The 20,435-nt window shown below is 75.4% G+C and carries 20 protein-coding genes and 1 riboswitch; of the genes, 9 read left to right on the top strand and 11 right to left on the bottom strand.

The window, feature by feature from the left end; genetic code table 11:
• Positions 1 to 87 precede the first annotated feature (87 nt).
• The 7 genes from O2V61_RS17650 (at position 88) to O2V61_RS17620 (ending at position 6,409) form a co-directional block, all read left to right on the top strand.
• Positions 88 to 1,275, top strand: coding sequence for a CaiB/BaiF CoA transferase family protein (locus O2V61_RS17650; RefSeq protein WP_269184577.1), 1,188 nt, complete (start codon positions 88 to 90; stop codon positions 1,273 to 1,275).
• On the top strand, positions 1,272 to 2,096 hold the full coding sequence (locus tag O2V61_RS17645) for a citryl-CoA lyase (protein ID WP_269184576.1): 825 nt from the start codon (positions 1,272 to 1,274) through the stop codon (positions 2,094 to 2,096). Before O2V61_RS17650 ends, O2V61_RS17645 begins: the two co-directional genes overlap by 4 nt.
• The gene (locus tag O2V61_RS17640; protein WP_269184575.1) at positions 2,089 to 2,970 is read left to right on the top strand and encodes an extradiol ring-cleavage dioxygenase; all 882 of its coding nucleotides are present in this window, start codon (positions 2,089 to 2,091) and stop codon (positions 2,968 to 2,970) included. Before O2V61_RS17645 ends, O2V61_RS17640 begins: the two co-directional genes overlap by 8 nt.
• Positions 2,967 to 3,326, top strand: coding sequence for a hypothetical protein (locus tag O2V61_RS17635; RefSeq protein WP_269184574.1), 360 nt, complete (start codon positions 2,967 to 2,969; stop codon positions 3,324 to 3,326). Before O2V61_RS17640 ends, O2V61_RS17635 begins: the two co-directional genes overlap by 4 nt.
• A gap of 4 nt (positions 3,327 to 3,330) precedes the next feature.
• Positions 3,331 to 4,305, top strand: coding sequence for a quinone oxidoreductase family protein (locus tag O2V61_RS17630; RefSeq protein WP_269184573.1), 975 nt, complete (start codon positions 3,331 to 3,333; stop codon positions 4,303 to 4,305).
• 158 nt (positions 4,306 to 4,463) lie between these two features.
• Positions 4,464 to 4,616, top strand: a riboswitch (cyclic di-AMP (ydaO/yuaA leader).
• Between the two features lie 21 nt (positions 4,617 to 4,637).
• Positions 4,638 to 5,540: a hypothetical protein gene (locus O2V61_RS17625; RefSeq protein ID WP_269184572.1), complete on the top strand. Its 903-nt coding sequence runs from the start codon at positions 4,638 to 4,640 to the stop codon at positions 5,538 to 5,540.
• A 41-nt stretch (positions 5,541 to 5,581) separates the two neighbouring features.
• Positions 5,582 to 6,409 (top strand): alpha/beta hydrolase, encoded by an 828-nt coding sequence (locus O2V61_RS17620; protein WP_269184571.1) that lies wholly within the window; start codon positions 5,582 to 5,584, stop codon positions 6,407 to 6,409.
• 35 nt (positions 6,410 to 6,444) lie between these two features.
• On the opposite strand, the gene O2V61_RS17615 is transcribed toward O2V61_RS17620, so the two are convergent.
• Complete coding sequence (locus O2V61_RS17615; RefSeq protein ID WP_269184570.1) at positions 6,445 to 7,911, bottom strand: protein adenylyltransferase SelO; 1,467 nt, start codon at positions 7,909 to 7,911, stop codon at positions 6,445 to 6,447.
• Between the two features lie 112 nt (positions 7,912 to 8,023).
• Between O2V61_RS17615 and O2V61_RS17610 the strand changes: the two genes are divergently transcribed.
• On the top strand, positions 8,024 to 9,829 hold the full coding sequence (locus tag O2V61_RS17610; protein WP_269184569.1) for a DUF2207 domain-containing protein: 1,806 nt from the start codon (positions 8,024 to 8,026) through the stop codon (positions 9,827 to 9,829).
• A gap of 7 nt (positions 9,830 to 9,836) precedes the next feature.
• On the opposite strand, the gene O2V61_RS17605 is transcribed toward O2V61_RS17610, so the two are convergent.
• The 10 genes from O2V61_RS17605 to O2V61_RS17560 all read right to left on the bottom strand — a co-directional run bounded on the left by O2V61_RS17605 (position 9,837) and on the right by O2V61_RS17560 (position 19,352).
• Positions 9,837 to 10,514, bottom strand: coding sequence for a M23 family metallopeptidase (locus O2V61_RS17605; protein ID WP_269184568.1), 678 nt, complete (start codon positions 10,512 to 10,514; stop codon positions 9,837 to 9,839).
• Positions 10,514 to 11,368 carry an ABC transporter permease subunit gene (locus O2V61_RS17600; protein ID WP_269184567.1) on the bottom strand — a complete coding sequence of 285 codons (855 nt, stop codon included), beginning with the start codon at positions 11,366 to 11,368 and terminating at the stop codon, positions 10,514 to 10,516. The genes O2V61_RS17605 and O2V61_RS17600 overlap by 1 nt, the downstream gene beginning before the upstream one ends.
• A complete protein-coding gene (locus tag O2V61_RS17595) occupies positions 11,365 to 12,354 on the bottom strand; it encodes an ABC transporter ATP-binding protein (protein WP_269184566.1) in 990 nt (329 codons plus the stop codon). Before O2V61_RS17595 ends, O2V61_RS17600 begins: the two co-directional genes overlap by 4 nt.
• Before the next feature lie 2 nt (positions 12,355 to 12,356).
• The gene (locus O2V61_RS17590) at positions 12,357 to 13,433 is read right to left on the bottom strand and encodes a hypothetical protein (protein WP_269184565.1); all 1,077 of its coding nucleotides are present in this window, start codon (positions 13,431 to 13,433) and stop codon (positions 12,357 to 12,359) included.
• On the bottom strand, positions 13,417 to 13,935 hold the full coding sequence (locus O2V61_RS17585; RefSeq protein WP_269184564.1) for a sigma-70 family RNA polymerase sigma factor: 519 nt from the start codon (positions 13,933 to 13,935) through the stop codon (positions 13,417 to 13,419). The genes O2V61_RS17590 and O2V61_RS17585 overlap by 17 nt, the downstream gene beginning before the upstream one ends.
• Positions 13,936 to 14,085: 150 nt before the next feature.
• The gene (locus O2V61_RS17580; RefSeq protein ID WP_269184563.1) at positions 14,086 to 15,381 is read right to left on the bottom strand and encodes a cytochrome P450; all 1,296 of its coding nucleotides are present in this window, start codon (positions 15,379 to 15,381) and stop codon (positions 14,086 to 14,088) included.
• Positions 15,382 to 15,386: 5 nt separating this feature from the next.
• Entirely contained in the window at positions 15,387 to 16,145 is a 759-nt protein-coding gene (locus O2V61_RS17575; RefSeq protein ID WP_269184562.1) for an alpha/beta fold hydrolase, read from the bottom strand.
• A 43-nt stretch (positions 16,146 to 16,188) separates the two neighbouring features.
• A complete protein-coding gene (locus O2V61_RS17570; protein ID WP_269184561.1) occupies positions 16,189 to 17,361 on the bottom strand; it encodes an MFS transporter in 1,173 nt (390 codons plus the stop codon).
• A gap of 42 nt (positions 17,362 to 17,403) precedes the next feature.
• On the bottom strand, positions 17,404 to 18,012 hold the full coding sequence (locus tag O2V61_RS17565; RefSeq protein WP_269184560.1) for a pyridoxamine 5'-phosphate oxidase family protein: 609 nt from the start codon (positions 18,010 to 18,012) through the stop codon (positions 17,404 to 17,406).
• On the bottom strand, positions 18,009 to 19,352 hold the full coding sequence (locus tag O2V61_RS17560) for an FAD-binding oxidoreductase (RefSeq protein WP_269184559.1): 1,344 nt from the start codon (positions 19,350 to 19,352) through the stop codon (positions 18,009 to 18,011). Before O2V61_RS17560 ends, O2V61_RS17565 begins: the two co-directional genes overlap by 4 nt.
• A gap of 113 nt (positions 19,353 to 19,465) precedes the next feature.
• On the opposite strand from O2V61_RS17560, the gene O2V61_RS17555 reads away from it, so the two are divergent.
• Positions 19,466 to 20,431 carry a PDR/VanB family oxidoreductase gene (locus tag O2V61_RS17555; protein WP_269184558.1) on the top strand — a complete coding sequence of 322 codons (966 nt, stop codon included), beginning with the start codon at positions 19,466 to 19,468 and terminating at the stop codon, positions 20,429 to 20,431.
• The last annotated feature ends 4 nt before the right edge of the window (positions 20,432 to 20,435 follow it).

Raw genomic sequence — 20,435 nt, 5'->3', positions numbered from 1 at the left:
ACAGTGACGCCGCGTGGTGGTGAGACTCGATGCAGTTCCGGACGCCCGTCCGCTTGACGGCGACGCACCGCTCGAGGGGCACACCCGATGACCGAACACCCACGACTGCCCGGTTCCGCTCCGGGCCGGGGACCGCTGTCCGGCCTCCTGGTGGCCGACTTCTCCCGGGTCCTGGCCGGGCCCTACGCCACCATGCTGCTGGCCGACATGGGCGCTGAGGTGGTGAAGGTCGAGAGCCCCGCGGGCGATGACACCCGCAGCTGGCAGCCGCCGGTGCGCGAGGGGGTCTCCACCTACTACCTGGGCGTGAACCGCAACAAGCGCTCCATCGCCCTGGACCTCAAGGACCCCGCCGACGCCGCCGCGGCCCAGGAACTGGCCCGGCGCGCCGACATCGTCATCGAGAACTTCAAGACCGGCGGCCTGGGCCGCTTCGGCCTGGACTACGCCAGCGTCAGCGCCACCAACCCCCGCGTCGTCTACGCCTCGATCACCGGCTTCGGCAGTGGCCCGGCCGGTGCACCGCTGCCCGGGTACGACCTGATCGTGCAGGCGATCTCCGGCCTGATGAGCCTCACCGGCGATCCCGAGGGCGAGCCGTTCCGGGCCGGCATCTCCGTCTTCGACGTGATGGCCGGGATGCACGCCACCATCGGCGTGCTGTCGGCACTGAACGTGCGGCACGAGACCGGCCGCGGCCAGCACATCGAGGTCAACCTGCTGTCCTCCGCGCTGTCCGGGCTGGTCAACCACGCCAGCGCCGTCGTCGCCGGTGGCGTCGTCCCGTTCCGGATGGGCAACAGCCACCCCAGCCTGTTCCCCTACGAGCCGCTCCCGTGCGCCGACGGCGACCTGATCATCACCGCCGGCAACAACGGCCAGTTCCGCCGGCTGGTCGAGGTGCTCGGCGTGCCCGAGCTCGCCGACGACCCGCGGTTCGCCCGCAACGAAGACCGCACGGCCAACCGGGACGAGCTGCGCCCGCTGCTGGTCGAGCGGCTCAGCACCCGGTCCAAGCGGGACTGGTTCGACGACATCATCGCCGCGGGCGTGCCCTGCGGGCCGATCAACACCGTCGACCAGGGGGTGGCCTTCGCCGAGTCGATCGGCCTGGACCCGGTGGTGACCGTGGGGGAGGGCGAGGCGGGAGTCCCCTCCGTCCGCCACCCGATCACCTTCTCCGAGACGCCGGCCGACTACCGGCTGCCGCCGCCGGCCCTGGACGAGCACGGTGCCGAGCTGCGACGGTGGCTGGCCACCGAGGAGGACGCGTGACCACCCCCGAGTACCCGACCGCGCTGGGCGCCTCCAGCCGCGAGTCGATCACGCTGCTGGGCACCGACCTGGCCCGCGACGTCATGGGCACCGTCGGCTTCGGCGAGCTGGCCTTCTGGCTGGCCACCCAGCGGCGGCCCACGCCGGGGGAGACCCGGGTCTTCGAGGCGGTGCTGGCCGCGCTCGCCGACCACGGCTTCACGCCGACCGCGATCGTCACCCGGCTCACCTACCTGTCGGCTCCGGACTCGGTGCAGGGGGCGCTCGCCGCCGGCCTGCTCGGCGGTGGCTCCCGGTTCCTCGGCGTCACCGAGGACTCCGGCCGCTTCCTGGACGACGTGCTGACCGGCGTGGACGGCGAGCTGCCGACCGACGACGCCGGCTGGGACGCCCTGGCCCTGGAGACGGTGACCGCCCAGCGGGCGGCGCGGCGCTTCGTGCCCGGGCTCGGCCACCACGTGCACAAGGACGGCGACCCGCGCACCCCCCGGCTGTTCGAGATCGCGACCGAGGAGGGGCTGTTCGGCCCGCACCTGTCGCTGTTCGCCGCGATCGGCCGGGTGCACCCCCAGGTGCTCGGCAAGACCCTGCCGCTCAACGGTGCCGGGGTGTGCGGTGCCGCGCTGGCCGACCTGGGCCTGCCGTTGGAGCTGCTGCGCGGCTTCGCCCTGCTGGCCCGCACCGCCGGGCTGATCGGTCAGCTGGCCGAGGAGCTGCGGCACCCGGTGGCCAACGACGTCTTCCTGTCCGTGGACCTCAACAACCGGTCCGTCGCCCCCGACCCGTACGTCCCTGACCTCAACGGAGACAGTCATGGCTGAACTGGCCGCGGTGATCGCGTCCACCCACCACCCCTTCTACTACCGGGCGAGCACGGCCACCGGTGCTGACCGGCCGCCGTTCGCCGACGAGTGGGTGGCGAAGATCGAGGCGTTCCGCGAGACGCTGACCCGCGCGGAGCCCGACGTCCTGGTGATGGTCGGCAGCGACCACTTCCACCAGCTCTGGCTGGACAACATGCCGCAGTTCCTCATCGGGAAGGCGCCGTTCTTCGACGCGAACTTCCACAACGAGGAGCGCGAGTTCGGGCTGCCGAAGATGACGCTGCGCGGTGAGGAGGACCTGGCGGCCCACCTGCTGCGCGACGGGCTGGACCGGGACTTCGACCTGGCGTTCAGCAACGAGCTGCGGATCGACCACAGCATCACCTGCCCGATCATCACGCTGCGCCCGCAGGCGGACCTGCCGATCGTGCCGGTCTACACGAACATCTTCGCCCCGCCGCTGCCGCAGCCGAAGCGGTTCGTGCAGCTGGGCCGGGCGATCCGGGAGATGGTCGAGTCCTGGGAGAGCGACAAGCGGGTGGCGGTGATCGGCACCGGGCACCTGTCCCTGGAGCTGGGCGGGCCGCGCCAGTTCGGCGAGCACGGGCCGGACCCGGAGTTCGACCGCAAGGCCGTCGAGTGGATCGCCTCCGGTGACATCGAGGGATGCCTGGCCGAGGTGTCCCTGGAGTCCCTGCACCACCCGGGCAACGCCACCCACGGGTTCATGGACTTCATGCTGATGATGGGCGTGGCCGGCGAGGGCGCGAAGGCCGACCACGTCGACACCCTGGACCTGTTCCACACCATGGAGGCGTACTTCACCTGGTACCCCAACGGGGTCCCGAGCGGCAGCGGGGTGTCGGCATGAGCAAGTACCTGCTGGACAAGTTCCTGTTCACCGTCGACCGCGACCCCGAGCTGACCGAGCGCTACCGGGAGGACCCCGCAGGCACGGTCACCTGGTGGGAGGCCGAGATGGCCAACACCGTCCTCAACTGCATCCCCGCGGAGAAGACCACCTGGCTGGCCTTCACCGACGACGAGCGCCGCGCGCTGGCCGAGCACGACCACGTGGCCCTGTTCCAGATGGGGGCGCACCCGTTCCTGACGCTCACCCTGTTCATCGCGCTGTTCGAGCGCGACCACGGGCCGATGGAGTACCAGCGCGCCTACGGCAAGGCGATGGAACACATCTCCATGCCCTACCCCGACATCGCGACCTGAGCCGGTGCGCGCCGCCGTCCTGACCCAGCCGGGGGAGACACCGGCCCTCGCGGAACACCCGGACCCGGTGCCCGGCGAGGGCCGGACCCTGGTCCGGGTGACCGCCGCCCCGGTCGTGCCGCTGGACCTGCTCTGCGCCTCCGGGACGTCGTACTTCGGCCGCCCGGCCGTCCCCTACGTGCCCGGCGTGCAGGGGGTGGGGGTCGTGGTGTCGTCGGCGGCGCTGGCGCCCGGCACCCGGGTCTGGTTCGCCACCTCGGCGGGGATGAGCCCGGGCGACGGCAGTCTGGGCGAGCTCTGCGCCGTGCCGGACGCCGACGTCGTCCCGCTCGCCGGGGACCTGCCCGACCCGGTCGTGGCAGCGCTGGGGCTGTCGGCGGTCGCCGGCTGGATGGCGTTGACCTGGCGCGGCCGGTTGCAGCCGGGGGAGCGGGTGCTGGTGCTCGGTGCCGGGGGTGCGGTCGGCCAGGCCGCGCTCGGTGCTGCCCGCGCGCTGGGGGCCGGGCGGGTGGTCGGCGTCTGCCGCTCGCCCGCCGCGGCCGACCGAGCCCGCCGCGCCGGCGCCGAGGACGTCGTCCTCACCGGGGACGGCGGCGACCTGGCCGGGCGGATCCGGCAGACGGTCGGCTCGGACGTCGACCTCGTCGTCGACCCGGTGTTCGGCGCCGTGGCGGCGGCCGCGTGCTCGGTGCTGGCGCCCGGCGGTCGGCTGGTCAACCTGGGTGGCGCGGCCGGGGACGCCGCCGAGTTCTCCTCCGCCGTGCTGCGCAGCCGGAGCATCGACGTGCTCGGCTACACCAACAACGCGCTCACCGGCGAGCAGCGGGCCGCTGCGCTGACCGCGGTGCTGCGGCACGCCGCGGCCGGGCAGCTCCGGGTGGAGCACGCCGTCCTCCCGCTGGCGCGGGTCCAGGAGGCCTGGGCGGCCACCGCGGCCGGGGGCGGGAGCCGGTCCGTCGTCGAGCTGTCGGTGCGCTGACCGGACACCGGCGGTGGTGACGGATGGGACGGGTGTGTCCGGAGAGTGACGCGACCACCGTCACCCCATGAAATGCGGGCGACGGATTGTCACGACTACATAACGCCATTAGGTTGTTCGACGTCCAGTCGGTCGCCACGTCCCCACCCGGGGAGCCCGACCGGACGCCGCCGAGTCGCCCTCCGGGGCGAGCCGGGGACCCACCGAACCACTGGGGTGAATCCCGCGCCCGGACGAGGAGTCCGGGCCGGGTAGGGCTGCTTCCCGCCCGAACCCGTCAGCTGACCTGGTAGGCGGCCATCGGAAGACACCTGTTCGGAGCACTCCTGCCCATGCGCGCCCGCACCACCACCTCCAGCTCCACCAGCCGCCGGCGTCCGCCGGCCGGTGTCCGCCGGCCCGGGCTCTACCTCGCCGTCGCGGCGGCCGGTGCCGTCCTGGTCAACGTCGTCGTGGGCGCCGGTCCGGCCGCTCAGGCCGACCCGACGGCGTCGGAGCCGGTCAGCGTCGCCGAGCAGCTGGGGCTCGCCGCTGAGTCCGGCGCCGTCGACGGAGCCGACGACCTGCGGCCGCTCGAGGAGCTCGCGGCCAGCCGGGCCACCCGGGAGGCCGAGCAGACCGCCGCCCAGCAGGCCCAGGCCGCCGCCGACCAGGCCGTGCTCGACCAGCAGGCCGCCGAGGCCGAGGCCGCCCGCGTCGCGGCCGAGGCAGCGGCCGCCGCGGAGGCGGAGGCAGCTCGCGTCGCCGCCGAGGCCGCCGCGAAGGCCGAGGCGCAGGCATCCGCCGCCGCGCCGGCCCCCGCCGCGGCCCGCACGAGCCCTGCGGCCAAGCCCCCAGCCGCGGCTGCCACGGCCGCCGGTACGGCGGTGTCCGCGATCGCGAAGATCAACAACTCCGCCGGACCGATCAAGCCCCAGGCGCAGGCCGCCGCGAACGCCGTGGTCAGCAACGTGCCCGGTGCCGGCTCGATCACGCTGGGCGGTACCCGGGCCAGCGCCGCCGACCCGCACGGTCACCCGTCGGGGCTGGCGGTGGACTACATGGTGATGTCCGACAACGCCCTCGGTGACGCGATCGTCGCCTACCACGTGGCCAACTGGGCCGCGCTCGGCGTCGACTACATCATCTGGGAGCAGCGGATGCTCTCCTCGCCCGGCGGCTCCTGGAAGCAGATGGAGGACCGGGGCAGCGTGACGGCGAACCACTTCGACCACCCGCACGTCAACTACCGCTAGGGGTGCTGGCCCGGCCGACCGCGGCGCGCCACCATGGGGTGGTGCTGCGGTCGGTGCTCCGGGCCGCCCTGATCGGTGCGATCGTGCTGGTCGTGGTGGTCGGCCTGCTCTGGACGTTCCAGCGCCGGCTGGTGTACCTGCCCGATGACGGCCCGGTGCCGGCCGCCGCTCAGGTCCTGCCCGGTGGCCGGGACGTCGAGCTCACCACCGCCGACGGGCTGGTCCTCGGCGCCTGGTTCGTGCCCGGCCCGGCGGCCGACGCACCGACCGTGCTGGTGGCCAACGGCAACGGCGGTCACCGCGGGGTGCGGGCACCGCTGGCCCGTGCGCTCTCAGACGCCGGGCTGGGAGTGCTGCTGTTCGACTACCGCGGGTACGGCGGCAACCCGGGCAGCCCGAGTGAGGCCGGTCTGGCGCTGGACGTCCGCGCGGCGCGCGACTGGCTGCTGACCGGCGCCGGGGTCCCCGCCGAGCGGCTCCTCTACTACGGGGAGAGCCTGGGCGCCGGCGTCGTCACCGAGCTGGCCGTCGCGCACCCGCCGGCCGGGCTGGTGCTGCGCTCACCGTTCGTCGACCTGGCCGCCGTCGGCAGCGAGCACTACCCGTTCCTGCCGGTCCGGCTGCTCCTGCGGGACCGCTACCCGGTGGCCGAGCTCGTCTCCCGGGTCGAGGTGCCCACCACCGTCGTCCTCGGCACCGCCGACTCGATCGTGCCGCCGGAGCAGAGCAGAGCGGTGGCCGCTGCCGCCGCGCAGCTGCACCGCACGGTCGAGGTGCCCGGCGCCGACCACAACGACGCCACCCTGCTGGACGGCGACCAACTGGTCGCCGCCGTCGTCGATCTGGCCCGCCTGACGACCGACCCCTGACCACCGAAATGGCCATTTTGGTGGTCGAGGGCGGGTCAGGTGCCGCAGAAGGTCTGGTAGGTGGCGCCGAAGTCGGCGGGGGCGGGGGTGGCGTAGCGCTCCAGGTCCGGGCGCTCCTCGTAGGGGTGGGTGACGGCGTCGAGCAGGGGCGCCAGCGGGGCCAGGTCGCCCTCGGTCGCCGCGGTGAGGGCCTCCTCGACGAGGTGGTTGCGCGGGATGTGGAGCGGGTTCACCCGGTCCATGGCGTCGGCGTCCGGCGCGAGCGCGCGCCACCGCTCGGACCAGGCGTCGAACGATGCCAGGTCGAGGAACAGGTTGCGGACCGGCTCGACGTCCCCGCGGGCGGCGGCGCTGAGTCGGCGGAACCCGAGGGTGTGGTCGACGTGGCCGGCCTGGAGCAGGGTGAGGTACTCCTCGACCAGCGGCGCGGCCACCGCGTCGTCCAACCCGTCGGGCAGGCCCAGCTTGGCCCGCATCCCGGCCGACCAGGCCGCGTCGTACTGCGGCCGGAACTCGCCCAGAGCCGCCACCGCGAGCTCGATCGCGCGCTCCTGGTCCTCGGCGATGAGCGGGAGCAGGGCCTCGGCGAGCCGGGCGAGGTCCCACTCGGCCACGATCGGCTGGTTGCCGTAGGCGTAGCGCCCGCCGGCGTCGATCGAGCTGTACACCGTGGCCGGGTCGTGGGCCTCCAGGAAGGCGCACGGCCCGTAGTCGATCGTCTCGCCGGAGATGGTGACGTTGTCGGTGTTCATCACCCCGTGCACGAACCCGACCTGCATCCACCGGGCCACCAGCTCGGCCTGGGCGGTGACCACCGCGGCGAAGAGCGCCAGGTACGGGTTCTCGGCCTGCGCGGCGTCCGGGTGGTGCCGGCTGATCGCGTGGTCGGCGAGCCGGCGGAGCAGCTCGGTGTCGCCGGTGACCCGGGCGTACTGGAAGCTGCCCACCCGCAGGTGGCTGCTCGCCACCCGGGCCAGGACGGCGCCGGGCAACAGCGTCTCCCGGCGCACCGAGCGCCCGGTCGCGACCACGGCCAGGGAGCGCGTGGTGGGGATGCCGAGGGCGTGCATCGCCTCGCTGATCACGTGCTCGCGCAGCATCGGGCCGACCGCGGCCAGCCCGTCGCCGCCGCGGGCGAACGGGGTCCGCCCGGAGCCCTTGAGGTGCAGGTCGCGCAGCCGGCCCGCCACGTCGGTCAGCTCGCCGAGCAGCAGGGCCCGGCCGTCGCCCAGCCGCGGGACGAAGCCGCCGAACTGGTGCCCGGCGTAGGCCTGGGCCACGGGGTTGGCCCCGGCAGGGACGGCGGTCCCGACCAGCAGGCGCAGCCCCTCGGCGGTCCGGAGCGCGGCGGGGTCCAGCCCGAGCTCGGTGGCCAGCGGCTCGTTGAGCGCGAGCAGCCGGGGATCCGGGGCGTCGTCGGCCTGCCAGGCGACGGCCAGCTCCGGCAGCTCGCGGGCGAAGCGGTCGTCCAGGCTGAGGGTCGGTGCCGGTGCGAGACTCACCCCACCGAGGCTACGTCTGATTGCAGGAGCGGCCAGTCGTCGCAGGCCGACCGGTTCGACGGTCAGCTGCGGCACGGTCCACCAGATGGTCCAGACGCGAGGAGGGTGCGACGTGGGAGCGGACGGACGGCGGGCGGTCGTGGGGCTGGTCGGTCTCGGCGTCGGGGCACTGGTGTTGGCGGGGTGCACGGACGACGGCCAGGCCGAGGCCATCCGCTCCTACGACGTCGACCTGGTGGCCGGCGCCGACGGCTCGCTGGAGGTCGAGGAGACGATCTCCTACGACTTCGGCGACTCCGAGCGGCACGGCATCGAGCGGCTGATCCCCGAGCGGGCGCCCTTCGAGCAGACCCGCGACCGGCTCTACCCGATCAGCGACGTCGTCGTGGAGAGCCCCACGGGTGCGCCCGCGGACACCGAGGTCACGAGTGAGGACGGCGTGCTGACCGTCCGGGTCGGCGACCCGGACACCGAGGTCACCGGCGAGCACACCTACGTGATCGGCTACCGGGTCGAGGGGGTCGCCGACCCGGGGGACGCCGGCGACCGGGTGGCCTGGAACGCGATCGGGACCGGCTGGGAGGTGCCGATCGAGCAGGTCGACGTCCGGCTGACCGGCCCGGCGGGCGCGGCGCCGGTCGCGGGGGACTGCGTGGTCGGCACGGACGACGCCCTGATCGCCTGCCCCATGGACGTCGAGGCCGTCGGTGCGGTGCGCGCAGAGGCCGGCGGGCTCGACCCGGGGGAGGGGGTGACGGTCAGCGCCACCTACCCGGCGGGCACCTTCGCCGGCGCGGAGCCGGTGCTCGAGGAGACGTTCAGCCCGGCGCAGGCGTTCCGCCTCAGCCCGGCGACCGCGGGGCTGGCCGTCGGGGGGCTGTTGCTCCTCGTCGTCCCGCCGCTGCTGCGGGCCCGGCGGAGCAGCCCGGCCGGATCGGGTCCGCGGGCGCCGCAGCTCACCCCGCCGCAGGACGCCCGCCCGGCCCAGCTGGGCACGGTGCTCGACGGCCGCGCCCAGCGGCACGAGGTCGTCGCCACCCTGCTGGACCTGGCCGTCCGCGGGCAGCTGCGGATCGAGGAGACCGACCCGGACGACGCCGAGCCGGACGACACCGAGCCGGACGACGGGTCGGCCACCGACGAGCAGGACGAGACGGTCCCGTCGGACTGGCGGCTGGTCCGCACGCCGGCGGACCCGCGGGGGCTGCGGCCGTACGAGCAGCAGCTGCTCGACGACGTCTTCTCCGACGGCGAGGTCGTGCTGCTGTCGGACCTGCAGTCGCGGTTCGCGGCCGTGGAGAGCCGGGCCTGCGCGGCGATGTACCGGGACGTGGTGGAGCGGGGCTGGTTCCGCGCCGACCCCGCCGCGGTCCGGCGTCGCTGGTACGGGATCGCCACCGGGGTCCTCGTCGCCGGCGTCGTCCTGACCGTCGTCCTGGCCGTCACCAGCACCTGGGCGCTGGCCGGCACCGGCGTCGTGCTCGCCGGGCTGGTCCTGCTGGGGCTGGCCGGGCGGATGCCGCAGCGTACCCCGGAGGGCGCCGGAGTGCACGAGCGGGCGGCCGCGTTCCGCGAGCAGCTCGCCGCCTCCGACGGGCCGTGGTCCGCCGACGCGGACCAGATGGCCGACCTCGCCGGTGCGGCGCGCACCGACCTCCGGGTCCGGTACCTGCCGCACGCGGTGGCCCTGGGGGTGGCGGCGGAGTGGACCACCGGGGTGCAGGCGGACGGCCCCGACACCACCCCGTCCTGGTACGTGCCCGCGCACGGTGCCGGGTACGTCGGCGTGTGGCCGGCGCTGCTGGCGTTCTCCGCCCCGGACAACCCGGCGCTCTCCCCGCCGGCGAGCGCGGGCAGCGGGACCGGCTCGACCTACGTGGGCGGCGCGGCCGGGGGAGGGGGCGGCGGCAGCTGGTGACGCGGCGTCACACCGGCTCGACGACCGCACCCTCCGCGGGGACGCCCAGCGGGACGACGACCGGCGGGCCCCCGTCGCGGGGCCATGCCCGGTGGTCGCGGAAGGCCAGCGGCAGCCCGCGTGCGGTGAACGGGTCGGCGGCGTCCATCGCCTGGACGTGCACGTGCGGCTGGGTGGAGTTGCCCGAGTTGCCGCACTCGGCCAGCTGCTGGCCGACCGTCACCGGGTCGCCGGGGCGCACCTGGAGCGACCCCTCGCGCAGGTGGGCCAGCACGACGTGGGCGCCCCCGGGCTCGAGCTCGAGCACGACGTGGTTGCCGGCCAGGGCGCCGGCGCCGCCGCGGGCCCGGCTCGCCTGGGTCAGGGCGTAGGGCACCCGGGCGGCCTGCGAGCGGCGCGCCACGCCGTCCGGCTCGCCGTCGTGCACCGACACCACCCGCCCGGCCGCCGGGGCCAGCACCGGCTGCCCGAAGGCGACGAACCGGTCCACCGGCTCGGTGCCCAGCAGCGACCGCCAGTCCCGGGTGGTCGCCGTCCGCCGTCCCCGCACGGCGGTGAAGTCGATGGCGTACGTGGTGGCGAACAGGTGCGTGCCGTGACTCGGCACCCGCCGCGCCGGGCTGTTCTCCACCCGCCAGGTGCCCCGGAACGGCAACTGCAGCACGACCGCGCCGGGGTCGGCCATCAGAGGTCGCGGCGGACGAAGGACATCGCGGCCAGCGCCCACACCATCGCCACCCACAGCACCGCCCAGCCCAGGTAGGTGAGGGTGAGCGGCGCCGTGCTGAGGAACGGGAAGGCCCCGGCGCCCTGCTCCGCCCCGCCGAACTGGACGATCGCCGACGGGTCCTGGAAGGCGTTCATCGCCCCACGCCACAGCCCGTCGGTGGGCAGCAGCACCCGCGAGACGCTGCCGACCCGGCCGACGGCGTCGTTGCCCAGGGCCTCGCCGATCGCGCCGACCACCCCGGCCACCCAGGTGGTGCAGAACAGGCCGACCGCCACGACACCCGACGCCATCGGTGAGATGACGGTGGCCAGCAGCACGGTGAGGGTCAGCAGCACGATCGTCTGGGCGGCGAGCAGGCCCAGCGCGGTCGCCGGGGCCGGCGGCCAGTAGTCGACCGTCACCCGGACGACGAGGACCTGCGCCAGCCCGGCCAGCACCACGAAGCCGCTGCCGAACGCCACCAGCCCCAGCCACTTGCCCAGCAGGAACGCCGAGCGGCGGATCGGCCGGGCCAGCATGGACAGCGCGATGCCCGACTCCGTCTCCCCGGACAGCGTGGGTCCGGCGAGGAAGGCCGTGCCCAGCGCGGCGACCAGGCTGTAGCCGAACATGACCAGGTTGAGCAGGATCGAGGCGGTCAGCCGGGCCTCGCCGCTGGTCAGCGACTCGGCCGCCAGCCGGGAGAAGCCCCAGCTGCTCAGCGCCAGCAGCCCGGCGGTGAGGGCGACGAGCGCGAACAGCACCCGCCGGCGGGAGGCCTCGCGCAGGGTCAGTGCGGCGATGGTGAGCACCGTCCGGGCTGTGGTCACGACGGGCCCGCCGCACGGCTCGCGGCGCCGTCCCGCAGGATGCCGAGCAGGCGCTCCTCCAGGCTGATCCGCACCGGCTCGACCGCGTGCACCCGCACCCCGAGGTCGACCAGGTCGCGCACCAGGTCGGGCACCGCCGTCCCGTCGTCGTCGGTCAGGGCGACGGTGGACCACTCGCCCTCCCGGTCGACCCGCCCCAGTGCGGCCAGCCGCTGCTGGGCGGCGGGGGAGAGGTCGGTCAGGTGCAGCCGGACCTCCCGCTGGCCGAGCAGCTCGGCGAGGGTGCCGGCGGCGGCGACCCGGCCGCGGTCGAGGACGACGACCCGGTCGCAGACCCGCTCGACCTCACCGATCAGGTGCGAGTTGAGCAGCACCGCGACCCCGCGGGACCGCAGCTCCAGCACGATGTCCCGCACGTCGGCGCGGCCCAGCGGGTCCAGGGCGCTGGTCGGCTCGTCCAGCACCACGAACTCCGGCCGGCCCACCAGCGCGACCGCTAGCCCCAGCCGCTGCTGCATGCCCTTGGAGAACCCGCCCACCCGGTCGTCGCCCCGGCCGGACAGGCCGACCAGCGCCAGGCAGTCGCGCTGCTCGGCGGCGGGCACGCCGGCGCCGGAGAGCCGGGCGTGCAGGGCCAGCACCTCGGCCGCGGTCAGCCAGGGCTGGTAGCGGAAGAGCTCGGGCAGGTAGCCGACCCGGGCGCGGGCGGCCGGGTCGGCGGAGCGCTGCCCGAGCAGCATCGCCTCGCCGGCGTCCGGGCGGACCAGCCCGAGCAGCATCTTGATCACGGTGGTCTTGCCCGCGCCGTTGGGCCCGAGCAGCCCGACGATCTCGCCCCGGCCCACCTGCAGCGACACGTCCTCGACGGCCAGGTGCTTGCGGTACCGCTTGCGCAGCCCGGTGCACCAGGCCGCCGGTGCCGGGGGCAGGCCGGCCACCAGGTCGGCGGCGTCCTGCACCCCGGCACCGCTGTCCACGGTGCTCATGCTCAGCCCAGGTCCCGGGCGACCGACAGCAGCTCGTCGGGGTCCAGCGAGCCGCCCACGGCGGTCACCACGCCGTCGGACACCCACACCACGGCCGCCATCGCGCCGTCCCGGCTGGTCAGCACGGTGGCCTCGGCGCCGTCGACGTCCGCCGTCGAGCTGGTGACCAGGTCGGCGGGGACGGGGATCGGCAGGGTCGAGCCGTCGGCGGTGAAGCTCCGCAGCTGCGCCGCGACGTCGTCGGGCAGGCCGGGCAGCGACAGCAGGTGGTCGCGCACCGTCTCGAACGGGACGCCGGAGGAGTACGCCGACGGCGCGACGGCGCGGCCCACGACGAGCGCGGGGAGCCCGCTCTCCGAGGACCAGACCTGGGCCACGCCCGGGCCGGCGACCAGCCGCACCGAGCTGCCGTCCAGCCCCGGCGGCGGCGGGGGCAGCGTCTCGCCGGCCGCGGCGGCGGCCTGCGCGGCCCGGTCGGCCGAGTAGGTGAAGGTGGCGCTGAGCTGGCCGCCCACCGAGATCGTCGGCTCGCCGGTGACCCCGCGGGGCAGGTCGGCCACCTCCGGCACGTCCAGCCCGGACTCCTCGGCGGCGGTGGCCGCGTCGGGGACGTCGTGCACGTCCGGGTCGCCGGTGAGCTCGACGTCGCCGTACGCGCTCAGGTCCGGCAGCGCGACCAGGTCGCTGGTGGACAGGCTGAGCGGGGCGACCTCCTCGGTGCGGAAGACCTGCAGCCAGTCGGTGGCGGCCGCCGTCCCGGCGCCGGCCAGGACGACGCCGAACGCGAGGACGGCGGCGGCGGGCCGGCGGAACCCGCGGGACCGGCTCGGCCGGACCCGCTCGGGACGGGCGGCGGGGGTGGCCGTGGGCAGGGCGGCGGTCAGCCGCCGCCAGCCGGCGTCGACATCGGAGGTGCCCTCGGTCGCCAGCGCGGCGCCGACCAGGTCGGCGTCCCGGCGGCTGTCGGCCAGGGTGGCCAGGCACTGCGAGCAGCCGGCGACGTGCGCGCGGTCGGGGTCGGGGACGCCGGCCGGCTCGTCGAGCAGGCGGCGCAGCGTGCCTTCAGTCGGATGACGCATGACGGGTCAGCTCCTTGCGCAGTGCGGATTCGGCGCGTCGGACGGTGGTGCCGACGCTGCCGGGGGACATGTCGAGGGCCGCGGCGACCTCGGCGTAGCTGAGGCCGCTGTGCCGGAGCACGAGGGCGACGGCCTGCGTGCGGGGCAGCTCGCCGAGGGCGGCCCGGACCCGGCTGCGGTCCTCGCGGGTGAGCACCGCCTCGGCGACGTCGGGGGTGGTGACCTCGCTGAGGCGGTGGACGGTCTCCTCCCGGGACGCGCGGCGGCGCCCGGAGCGGATCAGGTTCAGCGCGGTGTGCACGGCGGCGACGGACAGCCAGCCGGGCGCCTCGGCGGCCGGCACGGTGGACCGGCCGAAGGCCAGGAAGACCTCCTGGGCGACGTCCTCGGCCTCGTCCCGCGAGCCGAGCACCCGGGCGGCCACCGCCACGACCTGCGGGTAGTCGCGGCGGAACACCTCGCCGAGGTCGGACCGCACGGCACCGGACACGGCACCCGCCACGGTCCTGTCCTCCCTCTCGACCCGACCCGCTGTGCGCCCCGGCATCGGCAGCCGTACCGCCGCCGGGGCTCCGTACCGAACGAGGTCCATGCCCCTACAGCACCGCCGCGGGCGCAGATGTGACACCCGGCGTCCACGAGCATGCCCGGTTCAGCCGGCGACCCAGTGCAGCGGCAGACGCTTGACCCCACGTTGGAAGCTCGACCGGAGCAGCGCGGGCGGCCCGTCGAGCTCCAGCACGCTGGTGCGGCGCAGCAGTTCGGCGAACAGCGACCGCATCTGCACCCGGGCCAGCTGGGCGCCCAGGCAGAAGTGCGGCCCGTGGCCGAAGGACAGCTGCGGGTTGGGCGCCCGGCGGACGTCGAAGCGGTCCGGGTCGGCGAACACCCGCTCGTCCCGGTTGGCCGAGGTGAAGGAGACGACCACCTTGTCCCCGGCCCGCACCCGGGTGTCGCCGACCGTGACGTCGCAGGTCGCCGTCCGCCGGAAGACCATCACCGGCGTCCACCAGCGCAGCATCTCCTCGACCGCGCCAAGCAGCAGTCCGGGGTCGGCGCGCAGCCGGGCCAGCGCCTCCGGGTGGGACAGCAGCGCGATGAGCCCGCCGGGCAGCCCGTTGCGCAGCGTCTCGTTGCCGGCCACCGCGAACAGCCAGAACATGTTCTCGAACTCGGCGTCACTGACGGGTGCGTCGTCCCCGTCGGTCTGGGCCAGCAGGACCGACATGACGTCCCGGCCGGGCGCGCGGCGCTTCTCCTCGGCCAGCAGCCGCGCATAGGCGTAGAGGTCCGGCATGCCGGCGCGGGTGCGCGGGTCGGGCAGCCGCCCCTCGGCGTCGGGCACCGGGCGGAGCGCCACCGCCTGCCGGGCCATCGCCGTGCCGCTGCCGCCGTCGAAGACGGCGGAGGAGGCGTAGTCCGGGTCCTGCCAGCCGATCACCCGGTTCGACCAGTCGAACATCAGCCAGCGGTCCTCGACCGGGACGCCGAGCACGTCGGCCAGGGTGACCAGCGGCAGGTCGGCGGCGACGTCCGTGGCGAAGTCGCACCGGCCCTCACCGGCGCCGGCGATCATGCGGTCGACGAGCGCGGCTGCGGTCGCCTCGATCGAGGCGGTCAGCGCGGCCACCGCGCGCGGGGTGAACGACCGCGTCAGCAGGCGGCGCAGCCGGGAGTGGTCCGGCGGGTCCATGTTGAGCATCATCTGGCGGACCCAGGGCAGGTCGCCGGCGTCGCGGACCTGGGTGGCCCCGAGCCAGGAGGAGAAGGTGGCGGGGTCCTTCAGCACCTGCTCGACCTCGGCGTGCCGCAGGACCAGCCAGCAGCCGGGACCGTCCAGCTCGTCGACCCACGCGACCGGGCCCGCGGCCCGCAGCCGGGCCAGCTCCGCCAGCGGTGGGCCCGTCTCGTAGGTGGCCGGGTCCAGGAGCGCGGAGGTGTCGGCCACCGGGCTCACAGGTCGTCCAGGAAGCGCTCCACGGTGGTCAGCAGCGCCACGGGCGTCTCGAACATCGCGTAGTGGCCGGCGTTGGGCAGCACCTCCAGCGAGGCGTTCGGGTACTGCTGCAGGAAGGTCTGCTCCATCACCGCGGCGCTCAGCGCCGGGTCGTGCTCGCCCACCACCACCCGGACCGGGACCGGGTTGCCCTGCACCTCGGCGGAGAAGTCGGTGCCCGCCCAGGCGTCCAGGTACGCGCCGAAGGCCGCCGGGTCGGACTGGTCGAGGGAGAACTGCACCATCCGCTCCAGCCAGGTGCGGCTGAGACGGCCGCCGGTGGTCAGGTCGAGGATCGCGTGGCGGTTCCCCCGGTCGGTCGCGGCGCCACGGAACAGCGGCTCGGCCTGCTCGTCGAGCGGGACGCCGGTGGAGGGGACCGGACTCACCCCGACCAGCCCCTCGACCCGGCCGCCGGCGTCGACGAGCACGCGCTGCATCGCGCTGCCGCCCATCGAGTGCCCCAGGACGGCGAAGGACGACCAGCCCTGGGCGTCGACGGCGGCGAGGGCGTCGGTGGAGATCTCGGCGAGGGTGTGCTCACCGGCCTCATCGCGCCGGGCGCCGTAGCCGCGGTAGTCGAGGAAGAGGACGCTGTACCGGTCCCCGTCGAGGAGGTCGGCGAACGGGCCCCACCCGGTCGCGGAGCCGAACCAGCCGTGCAGGGCCAGGACCTTGCGGGGACCCGTGCCGATCATGAGCGGTGCGTACGCCATCCCGGGAGTGTCGTGGGCCACACGGTGGGGAGGCAAGGGCCCGTCAGCCGCGGCGCCGGAGCTCCAGCCACAGCCAGCCGGCCAGCGCGACCGGGACGGCGAGGAACGCGGTCATCGCCGGGACCGTGCCGAAGGTGGAGCCGAGCCAGGCCAGCAGCAGCGGGGTGCCGAACCCGGCGTAGGCGAAGGCGTAGAAGGCGCTGTTCATCGCCCCCCGCGCGTGCGGGGGAGCCAGCCGGGCGGTGAGCGTCAGCCCGGCGGTGAGGCAGAGCCCGCCCGCGCCGCCGAGCAGGGCCGCCGCGGGCAGCAGCAGCGCCTCGGACTCGGTGACGATCGCCGCGACCCCGAGGGCGTGCCCGACCGCGGCGAGCACCATGCCCAGCGGTGCGGCACCCCGTTCCGCGCGCCGGCCGAGCCGGGCGGCGACCGCACTCGCGCCCAGCGCCAGCCCGGCGACCAGCCCGGCGTAGGCGACACCGACCCCGCCGGGGACCACGAGCAGCGGCAGCAGGGTCGCGGCGATCGTGGGGAAGGCGAACACCCCGACGGCGGTGGGCGCGAGCACCGCCCAGAACGGGCGGCGGGCCTCCGGGGGCAGCCCCAGCGTCAGCAGCGGGCCGCCCTGCCGGGCCTGCACCGTCTCCGGCACGGTGACGAGCGCGCCCAACCCGACCACCAGGACGGCGACGTGCACCAGGTACGGAAGCGTCGTCGGGGCCGGGCCGTACTGGGCGAGCAGCCCGCTCATCGCCGGGGCGACCGCGAAGCCCAGCGACGTCGACACCGCGCCCCGGGTGGCCGCCGACTGCTGGCCGTCCGGCCCGGCCAGCTCCTGCAGCCAGGCGTTGGCCACCGAGAACACCACTCCGGAGACGACGCCCTGCAGCAGCCGCCCGGCGTACAGCAGCGGCAGGTGGTCCACGGCCGGCAGGAACAGCAGCGAGACCAGTCCGGCGAGCACGGCGAACGGCAGCACCAGGGCCCGTCGGCCGAAGCGGTCCGAGGCCGGCCCGGACAGCGTCAGCGCCGCGATGAGGCCGATCGCGTAGCAGCCGAAGACGGCGGTGACGTCGGCGTCGGAGAGGCCCAGGGTGCGCCGGTAGACCAGCAGCAGCGGCGTGGGGATGTTCGTGCCCAGGGCGACGGTGAACAGCCCGAAGGTGAGCGCGTCGAGCCTCCGCCGCGCAGGGTCCCGCTGGAGCGTCGCCGCCGGCATCCCCGGGACGCTACCGCCCGGCCCGGGGCACGCCCGGGTGCCTCAGCCGGCCCGGTGGGACCAGCGCCAGCCGTCGCCGTCCCGGGTGTACTGCAGCCGGCGGCTGGCGGTGTCCGGCGCGGCGGCCCAGAAGGTGATCTCGCGCGGCTGCAGCCGGTACCCCACCCAGGAGGCGGCCTGGCCGGGAGGCTGGTCCGCGGTGGCCGTCCAGCCCGCCCGGCGCTCGGCCAGCGGCAGCCGGGCGAGCTCGTCGGTGTTGCACCGGGCGAGCCGGCGGAGGTACGCCGACCGGGCCGCCCAGGCGGCGGCGAGCTGGTCGGCGCCGTCGGGCACGACGTCGCCGCGGACCAGCAGCTGGCGGGAGTGGTCCGGCCACAGCAGCACCATGCCGGCGCGGGGGTCGGCGGCCAGCTCGGCGACCTTCCGGCTGGTCGAGGCGGTGTGGAAGGCGAAGCCGGACTCGTCGAACGCGCTCAGCAGCACGGTCCGGGCGTTGGGGGAGCCGTCCTCGCCGGTGGTGGCGAGGGTGACCCGCGGCCGGTCGGGGTCGTCGTCGGCGGGCAGCCACTGCCCGGCCAGCACGAACGGGTCGGCCGGCGGCTCACCGTCGGCGTGCAGGTCGAACAGCTCCCCGGCGGCGGGGTGGCTCACCGGATGGCGCCCTTGGTCGGGCCGTCGTAGTCGGGGTTGAGCTTGCCCGGGTTCAGCAGGCCGCCGGGGTCGGTGCGCCGGGCGGTCTCCACGGTGCGCTGCAGCTCGAAGTCCACGTTCCACTGGTGCGGGTCGTGCACCCCGACGCCGAGCGCGTTGAGCGCGGCGATGCCGGCCCGCACCTGCTCCGGGCTCCGGTAGACCCCGGCGAGCATGCCGATCGGCACCGTGTGCCCGGCCTCGATGTGCAGCTGCCCGCCCTCGTAGACCGCGTGCACCTCCTCGATCCGCTCGACGAGCGCGTCGCCGGAGACCTCGACGTGGAACCAGACGCCGGGCGCGCTCTTCTGCAGCCACTCGATGGGGTGGTTGTAGCTGAGCATGCTGAGCCCCAGCACGACCTGCGGGCCCTCGCGGACGTCCTCGACCCGGCCGCCGGCCCCCTCGATCAGCGCGCGCGCCGCCTCGACGCTCCGCTCGTCGGCGACCACCCGCAGGCTGGCCCGGCCCTCGGGGAAGGCGGGATCGGCCGGCAGCGTGGCGGTGATCTCCGGGGTGTCGGCGGAGACCAGCCGGGGGAGCGGGTCGAGCCGCCCCAGCTCGCGCAGCACCGACAGCGCACCGGGGAAGTCGGGGAAGCTGGCGAACACGCCTCGCCACTCCTGGAGCGGCTCCAGCCGCACCGTGGCCCGGGCGATGACCCCCGCCGTCCCGTAGTTGTGCACGAAGGGCTGCGCCTCCTCGCCCGCCACGTGCACCAGCTCGGCCGAGCCGGTGCCCAGGACGACGTCGAGGGCGAGCACGAACCCCATGTCGTTGCTGCCGTGGGCGATCGTCCCGGTGCCGCCGGACCCGCCGGCCAGGAAGCCACCGAGCGAGGACTGGGCCGTCGAGGGGTACATCCACAGCTGCTGCCCGGTGGCGGCGGCCGCGCGCTCCAGCGTGACCATCGGCGTCCCGGCCTCGGCGGTGACCCACCCCTCGCCGACCTCGACCACGGCGCGGGCGCGGGAGGTGTCCAGCACCAGGCCGCCGGCGAGCGGGATCGCCTGGCCGTAGTTGCCGGTGCCCTTGCCGCGGGGGGTGATCGGCACGCCGTGCCGGACGGCGGCCGCGACGACCGTCCCGATGTCCTCGGCGGTGGTCGGGGTGGCGACCAGGTCGGCCATGCCCAGGGGCAGCAGCTCGCTGATGATCGGGCTCATCCGTGCGCCGTCGACCGAGGCCCGCTCGCGGGCGCGCAGCTCGCTGGTGACGGCGCGGGCGCCCAGCAGCGAGACCAGCTCGGCCTCCAGCTCGGCGAGGACGGCGGCGCTGGGCGGGGAGAGGGAGACGGTCACCCCTGCGTTGGTAATCGCCGCCGGTTACGGCCGTGTGACCTCCTCGGGTCGTCTCGTGTCACGCGACGAGGGGCGTGCGGGGGAGCCGGGGCGGGCTGTGCACAATCCGCCGGGTGAGCCTCTTCTCCGCCGTCGAACGCGACCTCGTCGTCGCCGCCCGGACCGTCCTCGCCGAGGGCGTGCTGGCGCTGGACCTGGTCGCGCACAACGACCGCGACCTGCCGGCCTGGACGCCCGGCTCGCACGTCGACGTCCTGCTCGGCCCGGGCCTGGAGCGGCAGTACTCGCTCTGCGGCGACCTGGCCGACCGCTCCCGGTGGCGGGTGGCGGTGCTCCGCGAGCCGGCCGGCGGTGGCGGGTCGGTGGCGCTGCACGACCGGGTGGAGGTGGGGCAGCGGCTGCGTGTCCGCGGGCCGCGGAACCACTTCGCCTTCGAGGTGACCCCCGGCACCCGCTACCGGTTCGTCGCCGGCGGCATCGGGATCACGCCGCTGCGCGCGATGGTGGCCGCGGCCGACGCCGCGGGGGCGGACTGGACGCTGGACTACGCCGGGCGCTCCCGCACCACCATGGCGTTCCTGACCGAGCTGCTCACCGCGCACCCGGACCGGGTGCGGGTGCACGCCGCCGACGAGGGGGCCCGGCTGGACGTGACGCAGCTGCTGGGCGGGCCGCGCACCGACACCTCCGTGCACGTCTGCGGCCCGGGCCGGCTCATCGACGCGGTGGAGGCGGCGCTGGCCGGCTGGCCGGCGCAGGCCCTGCACGTGGAGCGGTTCGAGGCCAAGGAGTTCGGCGAGCCGGTCTGGCCGGACCCCTTCGAGGTCGAGCTGGCGCTGACCGGGGAGACGGTGACCGTGGCGCCGGGGGAGTCCGTGCTGGAGGCGGTCACCGCCGCGGGCGCGGTCGTCCTTTCCTCGTGCCGGGTGGGCACCTGCGGCACCTGCGAGACCCCGGTGCTGGAGGGCCCGGTCGAGCACCGGGACTCCGTGCTCACCCCCGACGAGCAGGCCGAGGACACGGTGATGATGGTCTGCGTCTCCCGGGCGGCCGGCCCGCGGATCGTGCTGGACCTCTGACCTC

It is taken from the genome of Modestobacter sp. VKM Ac-2985 (assembly GCF_026967925.1).
Lineage (GTDB): Bacteria > Actinomycetota > Actinomycetes > Mycobacteriales > Geodermatophilaceae > Modestobacter.
Note: the sequence above shows the minus strand (reverse complement) of the source record. Positions and strands in the feature narration are given on the sequence as shown.